The sequence below is a fragment of the Pseudomonas grandcourensis genome (assembly GCF_039909015.1).
Taxonomy (GTDB): Bacteria; Pseudomonadota; Gammaproteobacteria; order Pseudomonadales; family Pseudomonadaceae; genus Aquipseudomonas; species Aquipseudomonas grandcourensis.
In genome coordinates, this window is the sequence record NZ_CP150919.1 from 273413 (window position 1) to 288321 (window position 14909).

Here is a 14909-nt window from a genome sequence, read left to right on the forward strand (position 1 = left end):
GCCTTCAAGGCCCTGCGCAACGCCATCAATAATTTCAGAATGTCCTGCGGATCCAGCCGTTGCGGCGGTTGTACGTCTGCCATGTTCTCGTCCTTGTGAGATTTTGGCCGGGAGTCTGGCCAAAAGTGGTTCGTCCTTGGAGCGGCATTTCGAAAAAAAGATCCTTCCTACGGTGCAATGGAAAGTAGCTGTCGTCTCTTGTCTGGGCAAACCCGGGCGTCAGTTTTCTCCCTGCACTAACAGTTCTGCTAGGTGCAGGCGCATTTTAGCGGGTGCAAACTGCTTCCCTCGCCGGGAGTAGACCCTCATGAGCGCATTGACTCGCCCCCTCAATCGCTACCGCTATGATGCCCTGGACCGGCTGGTCGAGCTGGAGCCGCTGCAGCTGGAAAAACTGACCCGGTTCTACTGCGGCGAACATCTGGTGACGCTACTGAAAGGTCAGGGTGGGTACTGCGTGTTTCAATACGACAGGCAACTGCTGGCAGTGCAATCGTTTGACGGCGCCGAGCGCGACAGCCAGTTGCTGGTTACCGATCAGCAACGTTCGGTATTGCAGATGGCCGGTCCTGAAGGAGTTGTGCGTCAGGTCTACGCGCCCTACGGTCATCGGCGGGTCGAAAATGGTCCCGGCAGTTTGCTCGCATTCACCGGCGAAGCGGTCGATCCGGCCACTGGTCATTATCTGCTGGGTAACGGGCATCGGGCGTTCAACCCGGTGTTGATGCGCTTCAACAGTCCGGACAGCTTGAGTCCGTTTGGGCGAGGCGGGTTGAATCCGTATGCGTATTGTTCAGGCGATCCGGTGAATTTCAGTGATCCGACGGGGCGGTTTACCGGGTTGATCACGAGCCTGTTCAGCGTGGCCAATGCTCGAATCGCCATGTCGCCTGCCATCCCCTTCACGTTGGCCAAGGATGCGTTGCAATGGGGCGCAGCAGCCCGGTTACCCTACAAATACACCCTCGGGGCAGCAGGCTCGACTGTGGCGGGAGTGGCGGCGATGGCTTCAGCGCTGACGGGTGTTGCCACTGCCGTTGCGGGTATCACCGGGGACTCTGAGTCAGCTAAAACTCTCGGGTTTATTGCATTAGGATTAACCGGGCTAGCGGTGGTATCGAGAGCGACTGCTTACTGGGCTGCGCGTGATCCCAAGACCATCCCTGCCTTGAAGAGTTTTGTAGAGAACAAGGGGCGAGTCGTCACAGTGGGTGAAATATCGCCGGCCTCACCCTTGCCATCGGCACCACCTATGTCGCCGTCCTTTTTTTTCCCGGACCCGGCCCGGCCCTCGGCGCCGTTCCCAACACCACCACCAACACCAGGCACATTCAGATCAGGCCCCCTGAAGCTGGCTGGCAAGCGATCCTATGATGAAATGCTTGAAGTGGGAGCTAACCGGCCAATTTTGGTGGCCAGGCGTCAGCGATCGCCGCTCAATCAGAACAAAAAAATTCGACGGACCTGAGTGGCCCACCTCAAAATCTCACTCCGGCCAATACCAAGCCGGCTCATCCAGCATCCGCTGCCCGACAATCCCGGTCTGCCCGAGATTCTTCTCCAGCACGATGCAATTGCACTCAGGGTCCTCCTGCAACGCCGAAATCAAGCGCCGGGCATGGGACACCACCCACACCTGGCACTGCTCTGAAGCGCGGATGATCAAGCGCGCCAGCGCTGGCAGCAGGTCCGGGTGCAGGCTGGTTTCCGGTTCGTTCAATACCATCAATGTCGGCGGCCGTGGCGTCAGCAGCGCCGCGACCAACAGCAGGTAACGCAAGGTTCCGTCCGACAGCTCGGCGGCCGACAGCGGCCGCAGCAAACCTTCCTGAAAGAACTCGATGGCGAAGCGCCCGCCGGGCAGTGGTTCGATGTTCAGTCGTGCGCCGGGGAAGGCGTCGCCGATCGCCGTCCGCAAGGCCTCGGGGTCGCCAATTTCGATGATCGTCTGCAAGGCCGCCGCCAGATCGCGTCCGTCGTGATGCAGCACCGGCGTGCGGGTGCCCAGTTGAGGTTGACGTGCCGGGGCGTCGGCATCGCTGCGAAAGTGATCGTAGAAGCGCCAGCGGCGGATGAACTCGCGCATCTCCAGTACTTCCGGCGAACCGCGCAGGCTGCCGACCTGATCGAACAGGCTGTCGAAAGTCGGCGTGTGCTGCGCCAATACATCCCACTTGCGATCGGCGCGGGCACGGATCATCGGGCCGTCACGATCGACCAGCAGACTGGCTGGGCGATAGAACGCACCGGCCCACAGGCATTCGCGTTTGATCTGTGGGTCGAGGCTGAAATATGACGGAGTCGGTGAGCTGCGCCCGGGCAGCATGAAATGGCCATTGGAATCGGGCAGGCCCAGGCTGATCGAGTAGCCGAAGTCCTCTCCCGCAAACCCCAGGCGCAGGCGTTTGACACCCTGGCGCACGGTGGGCTCGATCGGCACTTCGCCGGTGCGCATGCGCCGGGAGAGGGTTTCCGGGCCGGCCCAGAAGGTCGAATCCAGGCCGCCTTCACGGGCCAGGGCATTGACCACGCCGCCGTGGGCGGTTTCCGCCAGCAGGCGCAGCGCGCGGTACAGGTTGGACTTGCCGCTGCCGTTGGGGCCGGTGATCAGATTCAGTCGGCCCAGCGGGATCACCAGTTTGTTGATCGAGCGGTAATTGGCCACGGCGAGGGTCTGGAGCATGTGGATTCCTGAAACGGTATGGAGCGAGTCGGCCATTGTCGGGTACGTGAAGGCGTCTATGGCAAGTGTTTTAGGCTGATTCCGCTTCGAATTTTTTCTTCATAAGACGCTCGTGCAAGGTTCCAATCCTGTTCTAAGCTCTCTGTCGTGTTGTACATGAAAAAGGCCAAGGAGTTTGCATGGTGGTTCCCGGATTGAAAGTAGTAATGGCCTTGAGTGTCGTCACCCTGCTGACGGCTTGCGACGAGAAAAAGCCCGTGCAGGAATACCTGCCGCGGGTGTTCGTGCAAGTCGTCAAGCCGGCGGATTACGCGGCCTCGGTTACCCTCACCGGTGATATTCAGGCGCGGATACAGACGGAGCTGTCTTTTCGTGTGGGTGGCAAGATCATCCAGCGTTCGGTTGATGTCGGTGATCGAGTGACAGCCAAGCAAGTGCTGGCCCGGCTCGACCCGAAGGATTTGCAGAGCAGTGTCGATTCGGCCCAGGCGCAAGTCGTCGCCGAACAGGCGCGGGTGACCCAGAGCGCGGCGGCGTTCGTGCGTCAGCAAAAATTGCTGCCCAAGGGTTACACCAGCCAGAGCGAATACGACTCGGCCCAGGCAGCCTTGCACAGTAGTCAGAGTGCCTTGAGCGCCGCCCAGGCGCAGTTGGCCAATGCCAAGGATCAGCTGAGCTATACGGCGTTGATCGCCGATGCGCCGGGGATCATTACCGAGCGTCAGGCAGAGGTTGGCCAGGTGGTGCAGGCGACCATGCCGGTTTTCAGCCTGGCCCGTGACGGCGACCGGGATGCGGTGTTCAACGTCTATGAATCACTGCTGGCCGAGAAGCCGAAAGATCAAACCATCGTCCTCAGCCTGCTCGACAACCCGGCGATCAAGACCACCGGCACCGTGCGCGAAGTCACCCCCTCGGTGTCGGCGCAATCCGGCACCGTGCAGGTCAAGGTCGGCCTCGACAAACTGCCCGACGGCATGCAGTTGGGCTCGGTGGTGAGTGCCACGGCCAGGGGATCGGGCAAGTCGGTCATCGAGTTGCCGTGGTCGGCGCTGACCAAAAACATCAGTGAGCCTGCTGTCTGGATTGTCGACGACAAGGGCAAGGCCCAATTGCATTCGGTCACGGTCAGCCGCTACCTGACCGGCAAGATCATCATCAGCGACGGCTTGAAGGACGGGGACAAAGTCATCATCGCGGGCGGACAACTCTTGCACCCGGACATGGAAGTCGAAATTGCCGAAAACACTTACAAGGATCTGACGTGGGGAGCCAAGCCATGAAGCCTTTATGGGCGTTGTCCATCGGGCTGGTGCTGAGCGCCTGTTCCAAAAGCGAACCGCCGCCGACGCCGGTACGGCCGGTGCTGTCGATCAAGGTCCAGACCTTGAACGAAGAGGACCTGGGCCGCTTCGCCGGCAGCGTCCAGGCGCGCTATGAAACCGATACCGGCTTCCGTGTGGGCGGGCGAATCGCCAGCCGTAACGTCGATGTCGGCACCGAGGTGGAGAAGGGTACGCTGCTTGCCACCCTCGACCCTTCCGACCAGCAGAACCAATTGCGCTCGGCCCAGGGCGACCTGTCGAAAATCCAGGCGCAACTGATCAACGCCAAGGCCACGGCCCAGCGTCAGCAAGCCTTGTTTGACCGCGGGGTCGGAGCGCAAGCGCAACTCGACGAGGCCAACACGGACCTGAAAACCACCCAGGCCTCCCTCGATCAGGCCCGGGCGGCCGTCAACCAGAGCAAGGACCAACTGGGCTACACCGAGCTGCGCTCCGACCATAAAGCCGTGGTCACAAAGTGGAGTGCCGAGGCCGGGCAAGTGGTGTCGGCCGGTCAGCAAGTGGTGACCCTGGCGCAACCGGACATCAAGGAAGCGGTGATTGACCTGCCGGATACCCTGGTCGATCAACTACCCAGCGATGTGGTGTTCCTGGTCGCTGCGCAACTTGATCCAAGTATCAACACCACCGCCATCATCCGCGAAATCGAACCCAAGGCTCAAAGCGCCACACGCACCCGTCGCGCCCGCCTGACCCTGGCCGAAACGCCGCCCGGCTTTCGCTTGGGAACGGCCATCAGCGTCACCCTGAGCTCGGCGATCAAGCCGCGCATCGAGTTGCCGGTCACCGCGCTGCAGGAGGTCGATGGCAAGCCACGGATCTGGGTGATCGATGCACAGAGTAAAACCGTCTCTCCCCGTGACATCCAGGTGATCAGCCGTACCGACAGCACCGTGGTGCTGGCTGGCGGCGTGAAGAACGGCGAGCGGGTGGTCAGTGCCGGTGTGAACAGCCTCAAGCCGGGGCAACAAGTGAAAATCGACGAGGACAGTCAATGAAAGGGCCTTTCAACCTCTCGGAATGGGCCCTCAAGCATCAGTCGTTCATCTGGTATCTGATGTTCGTCGCATTGCTGATGGGTGTGTTCTCGTATTTCAACCTGGGGCGCGAAGAAGACCCTTCGTTCACCATCAAAACCATGGTGATCCAGAGCAAATGGCCGGGGGCGACCCAGGAGGAAACGCTTAAGCAGATCACCGACCGGATCGAGAAGAAGCTCGAAGAGCTCGACTCCCTCGACTACGTGAAAAGCTACACGCGCCCCGGTGAATCCACGGTGTACGTGTACCTGCGCGACACCACCAGCTCCAAGGACATCCCGGAGATCTGGTACCAGGTACGCAAGAAGATCAACGACATCAAGTACCAGTTCCCGCAGGGCATACAGGGGCCGTCGTTCAACGACGAGTTCGGTGACGTCTTCGGCTCGATCTATGCCTTCACCGCCGATGGCCTGACCCTGCGTCAGTTGCGCGACTACGTGGAACAGGCGCGAATGGAAATTCGCGGCGTGCCGGGGCTGGGCAAGATCGAAATGGTCGGCCAGCAGGACGAAGTGCTGTACCTGAACTTCTCCACACGCAAACTCGCAGCGCTGGGTATCGATGAGCGTCAGGTGGTGCAGAGCCTGCAATCTCAGAACGCCGTGACCCCGGCGGGTGTCATCGAGGCCGGGCCGGAGCGGATTTCGGTGCGCACTTCAGGGAAGTTCGCTTCGGAGAAAGACCTGGCCGAGGTCAACCTCAAGCTCAACGACCGCTACTATCGTCTGGCCGACATTGCCGAAATCAGTCGCGGCTATGTCGATCCGGCCTCGCCGGAATTCCGCTACAACGGCAAACAGGCCATCGGCCTGGCGATTGCCATGCAGACGGGTGGCAACGTCCAGGCGTTCGGCAAGGCTTTGCACGCCCGTATCGACGAGTTGACCGCCGACCTGCCGGTGGGTGTCGGCATTTACAACGTCTCCGACCAGGCCGTGGTGGTGGAAGAAGCCGTCGGCGGCTTTACCAGTGCCTTGTTCGAGGCGGTGGTGATCGTGCTGCTGGTCAGCTTTGTCAGCCTCGGCGTACGCGCCGGGCTGGTGGTGGCGTGCTCGATTCCGTTGGTGCTGGCGATGGTGTTCGTGTTCATGGAATACAGCGGCATCACCATGCAGCGGATTTCCCTCGGTGCACTGATCATCGCCCTCGGCCTGCTGGTGGACGATGCGATGATCACCGTGGAAATGATGGTCACGCGCCTGGAGATGGGCGAGACCAAGGAGCAGGCGGCGACGTTCGCCTACACCTCCACGGCGTTCCCGATGCTCACCGGTACGCTGGTGACGGTGGCGGGCTTCGTGCCGATCGGCTTGAACGCCAGCTCCGCCGGTGAGTACACCTACACCCTGTTTGCGGTGATTGCCTGCGCAATGCTGGTGTCATGGGTGGTGGCGGTGCTGTTTGCGCCGGTGATCGGCGTGCACATCCTCAGCACCAAGGTGAAACCCCACGAAGACGAACCTGGGCGCATCGGCAAGGCCTTCAACGGCGGGCTGCTGTGGTGCATGCGCAATCGCTGGTGGGCCATTGGCATCACCGTGCTGTGCTTTGTACTGGCGGTGTTCAGCATGCGTTTTGTGCAGAACCAGTTCTTCCCGTCTTCGGATCGTCCGGAAATCCTGGTCGACCTGAACCTGCCGCAAAACGCCTCGATCGACGAAACCCGCCGGGCTGTCGATCGCCTTGAAGCCACGCTCAAGGACGATCCGGACATCGTGCGCTGGAGCACCTACGTCGGTCAGGGCGCGATCCGTTTCTACCTGCCACTGGACCAGCAACTGCAAAACCCGTTCTACGCGCAGTTGGTGATCGTCAGCAAAGGCCATACCCGTGAAGCCATGATGCAGAAGCTTCGCGATCGCTTGCGCAACGACTTCGTCGGCATCGGTGGTTATGTCCAGGCACTGGAAATGGGCCCGCCGGTAGGGCGTCCGATCCAGTACCGGGTCAGCGGCAAGGACATCGACCAGGTGCGCCGACATGCCATCGACCTGGCCACTGAGCTGGACAAGAACCCGCACATTGGCGAGATCATCTACGACTGGAACGAGCCGGGCAAAGTCCTGCGCATCGACATCGCCCAGGACAAAGCGCGGCAGTTGGGCTTGTCTTCCGAGGATGTGGCCAACCTGATGAACGGCATCGTCAGCGGCCAGACAGTGACCCAGGTCGATGACGACATCTACCTGATCAACGTGGTCGGTCGTGCGGTGGATTCCGAACGCGGTACGCCGGAAACCCTGCAGAACCTGCAAATCGTCACGCCTAGCGGCACGTCGATTCCCTTGCTGGCGTTCGCCACTGTTCGCTACGAACTGGAGCAGCCGTTGGTATGGCGTAGGGATCGCTTGCCGACCATCACGATCAAGGCGGCGATTCGTGATGAGATCCAGCCGACGGACCTGGTGAAAATCCTCAAGCCGTCTATCGATGCTTTCGCTGCCAAGTTGCCGGCGGGCTACAAGGTCGCCACCGGTGGTACGGTGGAAGAAAGCGGCAAGGCCCAGGGCCCGATTGCCAAGGTTGTGCCGCTGATGCTGTTCATGATGGCGACCTTCCTGATGATCCAGCTGCACAGCGTGCAGAAGCTGTTCCTGGTGGCCAGTGTCGCGCCGCTGGGATTGATCGGCGTGGTGATCGCTCTGGTGCCTACCGGTACGCCGATGGGCTTCGTGGCGATCCTCGGGATTCTGGCGCTGATCGGTATCATCATCCGTAACTCGGTGATCCTGGTGACCCAGATCGAAGAGTACGAGCAGAAGGGCTACGCGCCGTGGGATGCGGTGGTGCAGGCCACCGAACATCGACGTCGGCCGATCCTGCTGACCGCTGCGGCGGCGAGCATGGGGATGATCCCGATTGCCCGGGAAGTGTTCTGGGGGCCGATGGCCTACGCAATGATCGGCGGGATCGTCATCGCCACCTTGCTGACGCTGCTGTTTTTGCCGGCGCTGTATGTGGCCTGGTACAAGATTCGCGAGCCGAAGAAAGAGGCGCAGTAAAAGCGAGCGCTTCGCGCTCATCGCGAGCAGGCTCGCTCCCACAGGTTGACCGCGTTCAACTGTAGGAGCGAGCTTGCTCGCGATGGCGTCCGAGTTGACTACACAGTCTTACGCCAGACACTCGCCAACCAAGGCTGCTGCTCCCGCGGCAGCCCGGCCGGCCGGTAGTAATGCTCCAGCTCCACAAACCCCGCCTCGATCAACAGTTGCTGCCAGGCCGCCAGGTCGTGGTACGACCCATAACGCGGACCGTTCCAGCCTTCCTGATTCTCGCCACGGGGATTGGAACTGAACAACACCCCACCCGGTTTCAGCGCTCCCCACAATTGCTTCAACACCCGGGGTAACTCCTGACGCGGAACATGAAACAGCACCGCGTTGGCAAAAATCCCGTCGAAACGCTCGGCCGGCAAATCAAGCTTCAGGAAGTCCTGCTGCCACACCTCGCAACCGCTGTCCTCACGGGCCATCTGCGCGAATTTTTCCGAACCGTCGAGGCCGACTGCCTTGTGGCCCATACGGGTGAACGTCTGCAGGTCACGACCCGGCCCGCAACCAAAATCGAGAATGTCGAAAGGCGCTTCGCCCTGAATATGACGTAACAGAGCATCGATGTTCTGGCTGACGTCGTGATCACGGGTGCCTTCTCGGAAACTTTCGGCCGTCGAGTTGTAGTGGCCCAGGGTCGTGGTGGTGATCTGTTCGAGGTCGTCGGGTGTTTGCTTCATGGTCGGCTGCGCAGGCAATTTGGATTCACCGAATATACGCCAAGGCGCCGGGGGCTGCTGCGCAGCCCATCGCGAGCAGGCTCGCTCCTACATCGTGCCTTGCACAAATGTAGTGAGCGGCGAGGATCAACTGTAGGAGCGAGCCTGCTCGCGATGACGGTGGCACAGACAACAAATGACTCAGCCCTTTTTCATCCCCAAACACTCAATGGAGTGATCCACCATCGCCTTGGCAATCTCCAGCAAATGCCAGATCGAGTACACCATCGCCCGGTCGGCGCCCTTGAGTTGATCGCCACACTGATAGGCAGTGACCGAAGCACAGCGCAGCAGGTCGGCGACATAGAGCTGGGTGTCTTCAAAGCTCACGTCCTTGCTGACGTTGTAGAAGCGTATTTCATCGGTTGGTGCGGGTTGCTTGCCGGTGAGGTGGAAATCGATGGCTCGGTAGAGCGCGGAACGATCCCTGAGCAAATCGTCGGTGACGGTTTCGTTGGTAGGGTTTTCGGGAGGTGGATCGGGAACGGGTTTTTTCATTGGTAAAACTCCTAGAGCTAATTGGAGCCAACCGATGTCGCGACTAAACGAGCAGGGGTGGCGGCTGCACGCAGGTTAGTCGACCGGTCTCTAGGCAACCCGGCGCACCCGAGGGTGCCCTGCGCACAGCCACCATAACTTTCAGGCAATGAAAACACCTGGAATGAGGTGGCGCTGTACGCCTAGAAAGATCCGAGCGACTAAACCCGATCACTGATAAGCAGTGACGGACCGAGACTAGCCACCGGATTTGACAGGCGCAAGCGAGCGAAATGATCTAGGAAACGTCCTGCAAAGGAAAGGGAACGGGCCTTCGGAATCGCTGATTTTCCTGTGCGAAATATCGACAGGATCTTCACTTAGCGTTTGTTCAACCCCCGAGCCAACCGATCCCCACCGAGTTGAATCACCGCCACCACCGCAACCAGCAACACAATCACCGTCAACATGATCTGGCTGTCAAACCGCTGATACCCATACCGATAGGCAATGTCCCCCAGCCCACCCGCGCCAATCGCCCCGGCCATGGCCGACGAATTGATCATGGTCACCAGGGTGATGGTGAACCCGCCGACAATCCCTGGCAGCGCTTCCGGCAACAACACATGCCAGACGATGTGCCAGCGCCGGCAGCCCATCGCCTGCGCCGCTTCGATCAGTCCATGATCGACCTCGCGCAAGCTGACTTCGGCAATGCGCGCAAAGAACGGCGTAGCCGCGATGGTCAGCGGCACTACGGCCGCCCATACACCGTAAGTGGTGCCGACGATCAACCGCGTGAACGGAATCAGCGCCACCATCAAAATCAGGAACGGAATCGAGCGAAACAGGTTCACGAACGCGCCCAGTGCGCGGTTCAGCGCGGGGGCTTCGTAGATGCCGCCCCTGGAGCTGGAGACCAGGATCACTGCCAGCGGAATGCCCGCCAGCAGCGCGATCAACGACGACACGCCGACCATCAGGAACGTGTCGATGAAACCCTGCAGCAAGCGATCAAACCACATAGCCCAGTACCTCTACCTGTTGCGCCCAATGGGAGGCGCGTTGACGCAATTGTTCGGCACCGAGCGATGAGCCGGTCACTGCCAGCAGCAGTTGCCCGAGGGCATGGCCCTGAATCCGTTCCACGCCGCCTTGGAGCAATCGCACACGGCCTCCGAGGGCGCTGAACAGTGCCGCCAGGTCCGGTTCGTCGCGTTGGCTGCCGGTGAACTGCAAACGCAGGACCACGGCAGCGTCCGAGGATTTTGGCTGCGGCTGCAAACGGCTTTGCAGCTCTTTCGGCAATGCGTGTTGCAACGGCGCCAGCAGTGTTTTGCTGACCTCGTGCTGCGGATTGCCGAACACTTCCCACAGCGGCCCTTGTTCGACGATGCGCCCATGTTCCAGGACAACCACGCGATCACAGATTTCACGGATCACCGCCATCTCGTGGGTGATCAGCACAATGGTCAGGCCCAGCCGTTGATTGATCTCGCGCAGCAGGCCGAGAATCGATTGCGTGGTCTCCGGGTCCAGTGCCGAGGTGGCTTCGTCGCACAACAGAATTTCCGGGTCATGCACCAGCGCCCGGGCAATGCCCACGCGCTGTTTCTGCCCGCCGGACAACTGCGCCGGGTAAGCCTTGTGCTTGGCCTGCAAGCCCACCAGTTCCAGCAGTTCACGGACCTTCTGCTCGCGTTGTTCCTTGGGCACGCCGGCGACTTTCAGCGGCAGCTCGACGTTCTGCCAAACGGTCTTGGCCGACATCAGGTTGAAGTGCTGGAAGATCATGCCGATGCGCCGACGCAGCGCCACCAGGCGGTCTTCGTCGAACTCGCCGATGTCCACTTGATCGATCAGCACCCGACCGCTGCTCGGCTGTTCCAGGCGATTGATGGTGCGGATCAGCGACGACTTGCCGGCACCGCTGCGACCGATGATGCCGAACACTTCGCCGCGCTGGATCGCCAGGTCGATGCCGTGCAACGCGGCCACCGGGCCCTGCTGGCCGTTGTAGGTCTTACCCAGATTGATGAAGCGCACATGAGCACGATTGAGCTCGGGATGCAGCTCGGTTTGTTCAGCACGTTGAGGCTCTGGAAGCTCCAGTCGCCGTTGGATGGCGGCGGTCATGTTCAGCTTTCCCAGCCGGCTTGATAGAGCTTGCCGTGAGCCTTATCCAGCGCGGCGCGTACAGCGGGTGAGTGCTGGTAGATGTCGACGAACCTGATCAGGCGCGGGTCGGTTTTGCTCTTGGGCTGGATCACGAACTGAATCACGTATTCCTTGTGATCGAGGCCGTCGAACAGCAGCGCGGAGCCTGCGTCGAAGGTTTTCGACAAGCGAATGTAGGCGGGGTAGCCCTGCACCAGATCGGCATCGTCATAGGCGCGTACCAGTTGCACGGCTTCGACCTGGAGGATCTTGATGTGCTTCGGGTTGGCGATGATGTCTTCTTCGGTGGCCTTGTAGCCGACGCCGGGCTTGAGGGTGATCAGGCCGGCCTTGGCCAGCAGCTGCAAGCCACGACCGCTGTTGATCGGGTCATTGGCGATGGCCACGCTGGCGCCTTGCGGCAGTTCGTCGAAGCTTTTGTATTTCTTCGAGTAGAGGCCGACGTTGTTGATGATGCCTGGCGCGAACGGCACCAGGTCAAAACCTGCCGCAGCCTTGGCGTTTTCCAGGAACGGGATGTGCTGGAAGTAGTTCACGTCGATGTCGCCGGCGGCGAGGCTGACGTTCGGCGCGATCCAGTCGCTGAACTCCACCAGTTCGACTTTCAGGCCTTGTTTGCCGGCTTCTTCGACCGCCGCTTCCAGCGGAATGGCGAAGGCGGCGGTGGTGCCGATTTTCAGTGGGGCGTCGGCGGCGAAGGTTACCGAGCTGAACAGGCCGAGGGCCAGAGCCAGTGCTTTGACTGGGTGGGAGAGGTAGTTCTTTTTCATGATGAGTTATCCAGTCAGTGCATTAATTTTTTGGTGTCTGGTGGGGCTTGCTCGCGAAGCTTTTAGCGGCGGTAAGTCGAACCGGTATGTTGCTCAGGCAAAAACGCCTCTCGCTGAAACAGCTTTTCGCGCAAGGTGCCGCCGTCGTATGCCGTCTTGTACGAGCCCCGCCGTTGCAACTCGGGAATCACCAGCTCGATGAAATCCTCATAGCTTTCCGGCGTGACGATGCGGGTCAGGTTGAAGCCATCCAGCCCGGTTTCGGCGATCCACGACTCCAGTTCATCCGCCACTTGCTGCGGTGAGCCGACCACGGTGATGTAGCGACCGCCGAGGGCGTGTTGTTCCAGCAATTTGCGTCGGGTCCAGTCGTTGTTTTGCAGGTGTTTGGTGGCGGACTGGATCGCGTTGCTTTTCACGTACTGGATCGGTTCGTCAATTTCATATTGGGAAAAGTCGATCCCGGTGGACGCCGAAAAGTGCGCAACGCCGGCCTCGGCACTGGCGTAGCTCAGGTATTCGGCGTGCTTGGCCCAGGCCAGCTCTTCGGTGGCGGCAACGATCACGTTCAGGCCCATGAACACCTTGATGTCCTCGGGATTGCGCCCGGCGGAGGCGGCGCTGGTGCGCACCTTGTCCACCTGCACCTTGGTCGATGCCTTGGTCTGGCCGCTGATGAACACGCACTCGGCATGTCGCCCGGCGAACAGCAAGCCGCGATCCGAACTGCCGGCCTGGAACAGCACCGGCGTGCGTTGGGGTGAGGGTTCACAGAGGTGATAACCCTCGACCTGGTAGAACTCGCCCTTGTGCTCGACCTTGTGCACTTTGTCCGGCTGCGCGTAGATCCGTTGTCGTGGATCGTTGAGCACCGCGCCGTTTTCCCAACTGCCTTCCAGGAGCTTGTAGAGCACCTCCAGGTACTCGTCGGCCTGGTCATAGCGGCGGTCATGCTCGACCTGTTCGCTCAGGCCCATGGCCTTGGCGGCGCTGTCGAGATAGCCGGTGACTATGTTCCAGCCGACCCGTCCACGGCTCAGGTGATCCAGCGTCGACAGGCGGCGGGCGAACAGATACGGCGCTTCGTAGGTGAGGTTGGCGGTCAGGCCGAAGCCGAGGTTTTTCGTGACCGCCGCCATCGCGGAAACCAGCAGCAGCGGATCGTTGACCGGCAACTGGATCGACTCTTTCAGCGGCACGTCCACCGAGTTCTGGTAGACGTCGTAGACCCCGACGATGTCGGCGATGAACAGGCCGTCGAACAGCCCGCGCTCCAGCAGCTGCGCCAGTTCGGTCCAGTATTCGATCGTGTTGTAGCGGGTGGACGTGTCACGCGGATGCGTCCACAAGCCATGGTTGATGTGCCCGATGCAGTTCATGTTGAACGCGTTGAGCAGGATTTTCTTTTTCGCGGCGGTCATCAAATGGTCCCCCGCAGTGGCGGGTTTTCATCATTGAGGTAGTAATTACCCACGGCGTGATACTTCCAGCGCACCGGATCGTGCAGGGTGTGCACCCGGGCGTTGCGCCAGTGGCGGTCGAGGCCGTGTTCGATCAAGGTCGCCTGGCTGCCGGCCAGTTCGAACAGCGTGCTGCCGGCGGCCAGGGAGATTTCGGTGCTGAGGGCGCGGGCTTCGGCGACGGCAATCGACGCGGCCGCGACGGTTTCGGCATTCGTGTCGGCCTGGGCCTTGTCGAGGTATTCGCCGGCACGTTCCAGCAGTGCCTCGGTGGCATGCAGGCGAATGCTCAGGTGGCCGAAGCTCTTCAGGGTCAATGGATCGTCCGTGGCTTTTTCGTGGGTGGCGTCGATCCACGGCCGGGTTTTGGTGCGCACGAAGTGCAGCGCATCTTCATACGCGGCGCGGGCGATGCCGGTGTCGATGGCGGCGTGGAGAATCTGTGCCAGCGGGCCGACCGGGGTCGGGCGTTCGAAAGCGCTCTGAAAGGGGATGACATCTTCGGCGGCAACAAAGACATCTTCGAACACCACCGAACCGCTGCCGGTGGTGCGCTGGCCAAAGCCGCTCCAGTCGTCGATCACGCTCAGGCCCTTGCTGTTGCGCGGGACGAACGCCAGTTGCTGCACGCCGTTTTCATCCACCACCGAGGTGGGAATGCGCTGGGCGTAGATCGCGCCCGTGGCGTAGAACTTGCGACCATTGATGCGATAGCCGCTGCCGTCGCGAGTCAGGCTGGTGACGCGATCGTGTGCGGTTTTGGTGCCGAGTTCGGCCAATGCATTGCCGAAGCGCTGGCCGGCCAATACTTCGGCGTACAGGCGTTGCTTCTGCTCGTGGCTGCCGTTCACCCGCAGTACTTCGAGGGCATAGAAATGGTTCTGCGGAATCTGCCCCAGGGAGCCGTCGGCCCGGGCGATCAAGGCGATGACCTTGGCCAGGGTGATGTTGGAAACACCGGCGCCGCCGTATTCCTTTGGCACGCTGATGCCCCACAGGCCCGAGCGGGAAAACACTTCCAGTTCCGGGTGTGGCAAACGGCGCTCGCGGTCGCGTGTGGCGCTGTCGCGTTTGAAGTCTTCGGCAAGGTCGCTGGCGACGATCAGGGCTTGTTCATCGCTGGTGATAACCGCGACGGGGTGAGAACTTGTCATGTGTTTCTCCAGAGCTCTGGCAAAAAGTG

At 60.8% G+C, this 14909-nt stretch carries 12 protein-coding genes; 4 read left to right on the forward strand and 8 right to left on the reverse strand.

Features of this window, described 5'->3' with window-relative positions:
• Positions 1–307 precede the first annotated feature (307 nt).
• Positions 308–1468, forward strand: coding sequence for an RHS repeat-associated core domain-containing protein (locus AABM52_RS01165; protein ID WP_347910029.1), 1161 nt, complete (start codon positions 308–310; stop codon positions 1466–1468).
• An 18-nt stretch (positions 1469–1486) separates the two neighbouring features.
• On the opposite strand, the gene AABM52_RS01170 is transcribed toward AABM52_RS01165, so the two are convergent.
• Positions 1487–2683 carry an AAA family ATPase gene (locus AABM52_RS01170; RefSeq protein WP_347910030.1) on the reverse strand — a complete coding sequence of 399 codons (1197 nt, stop codon included), beginning with the start codon at positions 2681–2683 and terminating at the stop codon, positions 1487–1489.
• A gap of 179 nt (positions 2684–2862) precedes the next feature.
• On the opposite strand from AABM52_RS01170, the gene AABM52_RS01175 reads away from it, so the two are divergent.
• Genes AABM52_RS01175 through AABM52_RS01185 form a run of 3 tightly spaced genes read left to right on the forward strand, consistent with a single transcriptional unit; the run spans position 2863 to position 8074 of the window.
• Entirely contained in the window at positions 2863–3966 is a 1104-nt protein-coding gene (locus AABM52_RS01175) for an efflux RND transporter periplasmic adaptor subunit (protein WP_347910031.1), read from the forward strand.
• Complete coding sequence (locus AABM52_RS01180) at positions 3963–5027, forward strand: efflux RND transporter periplasmic adaptor subunit (RefSeq protein WP_347910032.1); 1065 nt, start codon at positions 3963–3965, stop codon at positions 5025–5027. The genes AABM52_RS01175 and AABM52_RS01180 overlap by 4 nt, the downstream gene beginning before the upstream one ends.
• Positions 5024–8074, forward strand: a complete 3051-nt coding sequence (locus AABM52_RS01185) for an efflux RND transporter permease subunit (protein ID WP_347910033.1) — start codon at positions 5024–5026, stop codon at positions 8072–8074. The genes AABM52_RS01180 and AABM52_RS01185 overlap by 4 nt, the downstream gene beginning before the upstream one ends.
• Positions 8075–8172: 98 nt before the next feature.
• Here the strand turns inward: AABM52_RS01185 and AABM52_RS01190 are convergent, their stop codons facing one another.
• From AABM52_RS01190 to AABM52_RS01220, 7 genes are all read right to left on the reverse strand, one after another.
• Complete coding sequence (locus AABM52_RS01190; RefSeq protein ID WP_347910035.1) at positions 8173–8802, reverse strand: class I SAM-dependent methyltransferase; 630 nt, start codon at positions 8800–8802, stop codon at positions 8173–8175.
• A gap of 180 nt (positions 8803–8982) precedes the next feature.
• Positions 8983–9339 carry a hypothetical protein gene (locus AABM52_RS01195; protein WP_347910036.1) on the reverse strand — a complete coding sequence of 119 codons (357 nt, stop codon included), beginning with the start codon at positions 9337–9339 and terminating at the stop codon, positions 8983–8985.
• Positions 9340–9698: 359 nt separating this feature from the next.
• Positions 9699–10343 carry a methionine ABC transporter permease gene (locus AABM52_RS01200; RefSeq protein WP_347910037.1) on the reverse strand — a complete coding sequence of 215 codons (645 nt, stop codon included), beginning with the start codon at positions 10341–10343 and terminating at the stop codon, positions 9699–9701.
• Positions 10333–11454 carry an ATP-binding cassette domain-containing protein gene (locus AABM52_RS01205; RefSeq protein ID WP_347910038.1) on the reverse strand — a complete coding sequence of 374 codons (1122 nt, stop codon included), beginning with the start codon at positions 11452–11454 and terminating at the stop codon, positions 10333–10335. The genes AABM52_RS01200 and AABM52_RS01205 overlap by 11 nt, the downstream gene beginning before the upstream one ends.
• Before the next feature lie 2 nt (positions 11455–11456).
• Positions 11457–12266, reverse strand: coding sequence for a MetQ/NlpA family ABC transporter substrate-binding protein (locus AABM52_RS01210; protein WP_347910040.1), 810 nt, complete (start codon positions 12264–12266; stop codon positions 11457–11459).
• A 62-nt stretch (positions 12267–12328) separates the two neighbouring features.
• Positions 12329–13687, reverse strand: a complete 1359-nt coding sequence (locus AABM52_RS01215; protein ID WP_347910041.1) for an LLM class flavin-dependent oxidoreductase — start codon at positions 13685–13687, stop codon at positions 12329–12331.
• Positions 13687–14880 (reverse strand): SfnB family sulfur acquisition oxidoreductase, encoded by a 1194-nt coding sequence (locus tag AABM52_RS01220; protein WP_347910042.1) that lies wholly within the window; start codon positions 14878–14880, stop codon positions 13687–13689. The genes AABM52_RS01215 and AABM52_RS01220 overlap by 1 nt, the downstream gene beginning before the upstream one ends.
• Between the last annotated feature and the right edge of the window lie 29 nt (positions 14881–14909).

What these genes read in the sequence shown, in the direction of transcription:
- AABM52_RS01195 (WP_347910036.1), bottom strand. Translation starts at nt 9,339, where the DNA reads ATGAAAAAACCCGTTCCCGATCCACCTCCCGAAAACCCTACCAACGAA.
- AABM52_RS01215 (WP_347910041.1), bottom strand. Translation starts at nt 13,687, where the DNA reads ATGACCGCCGCGAAAAAGAAAATCCTGCTCAACGCGTTCAACATGAAC.
- AABM52_RS01210 (WP_347910040.1), bottom strand. Translation starts at nt 12,266, where the DNA reads ATGAAAAAGAACTACCTCTCCCACCCAGTCAAAGCACTGGCTCTGGCC.
- AABM52_RS01190 (WP_347910035.1), bottom strand. Translation starts at nt 8,802, where the DNA reads ATGAAGCAAACACCCGACGACCTCGAACAGATCACCACCACGACCCTG.
- AABM52_RS01185 (WP_347910033.1), top strand. Translation starts at nt 5,024, where the DNA reads ATGAAAGGGCCTTTCAACCTCTCGGAATGGGCCCTCAAGCATCAGTCG.
- AABM52_RS01220 (WP_347910042.1), bottom strand. Translation starts at nt 14,880, where the DNA reads ATGACAAGTTCTCACCCCGTCGCGGTTATCACCAGCGATGAACAAGCC.
- AABM52_RS01175 (WP_347910031.1), top strand. Translation starts at nt 2,863, where the DNA reads ATGGTGGTTCCCGGATTGAAAGTAGTAATGGCCTTGAGTGTCGTCACC.
- AABM52_RS01165 (WP_347910029.1), top strand. Translation starts at nt 308, where the DNA reads ATGAGCGCATTGACTCGCCCCCTCAATCGCTACCGCTATGATGCCCTG.
- AABM52_RS01205 (WP_347910038.1), bottom strand. Translation starts at nt 11,454, where the DNA reads ATGACCGCCGCCATCCAACGGCGACTGGAGCTTCCAGAGCCTCAACGT.
- AABM52_RS01180 (WP_347910032.1), top strand. Translation starts at nt 3,963, where the DNA reads ATGAAGCCTTTATGGGCGTTGTCCATCGGGCTGGTGCTGAGCGCCTGT.
- AABM52_RS01170 (WP_347910030.1), bottom strand. Translation starts at nt 2,683, where the DNA reads ATGCTCCAGACCCTCGCCGTGGCCAATTACCGCTCGATCAACAAACTG.
- AABM52_RS01200 (WP_347910037.1), bottom strand. Translation starts at nt 10,343, where the DNA reads ATGTGGTTTGATCGCTTGCTGCAGGGTTTCATCGACACGTTCCTGATG.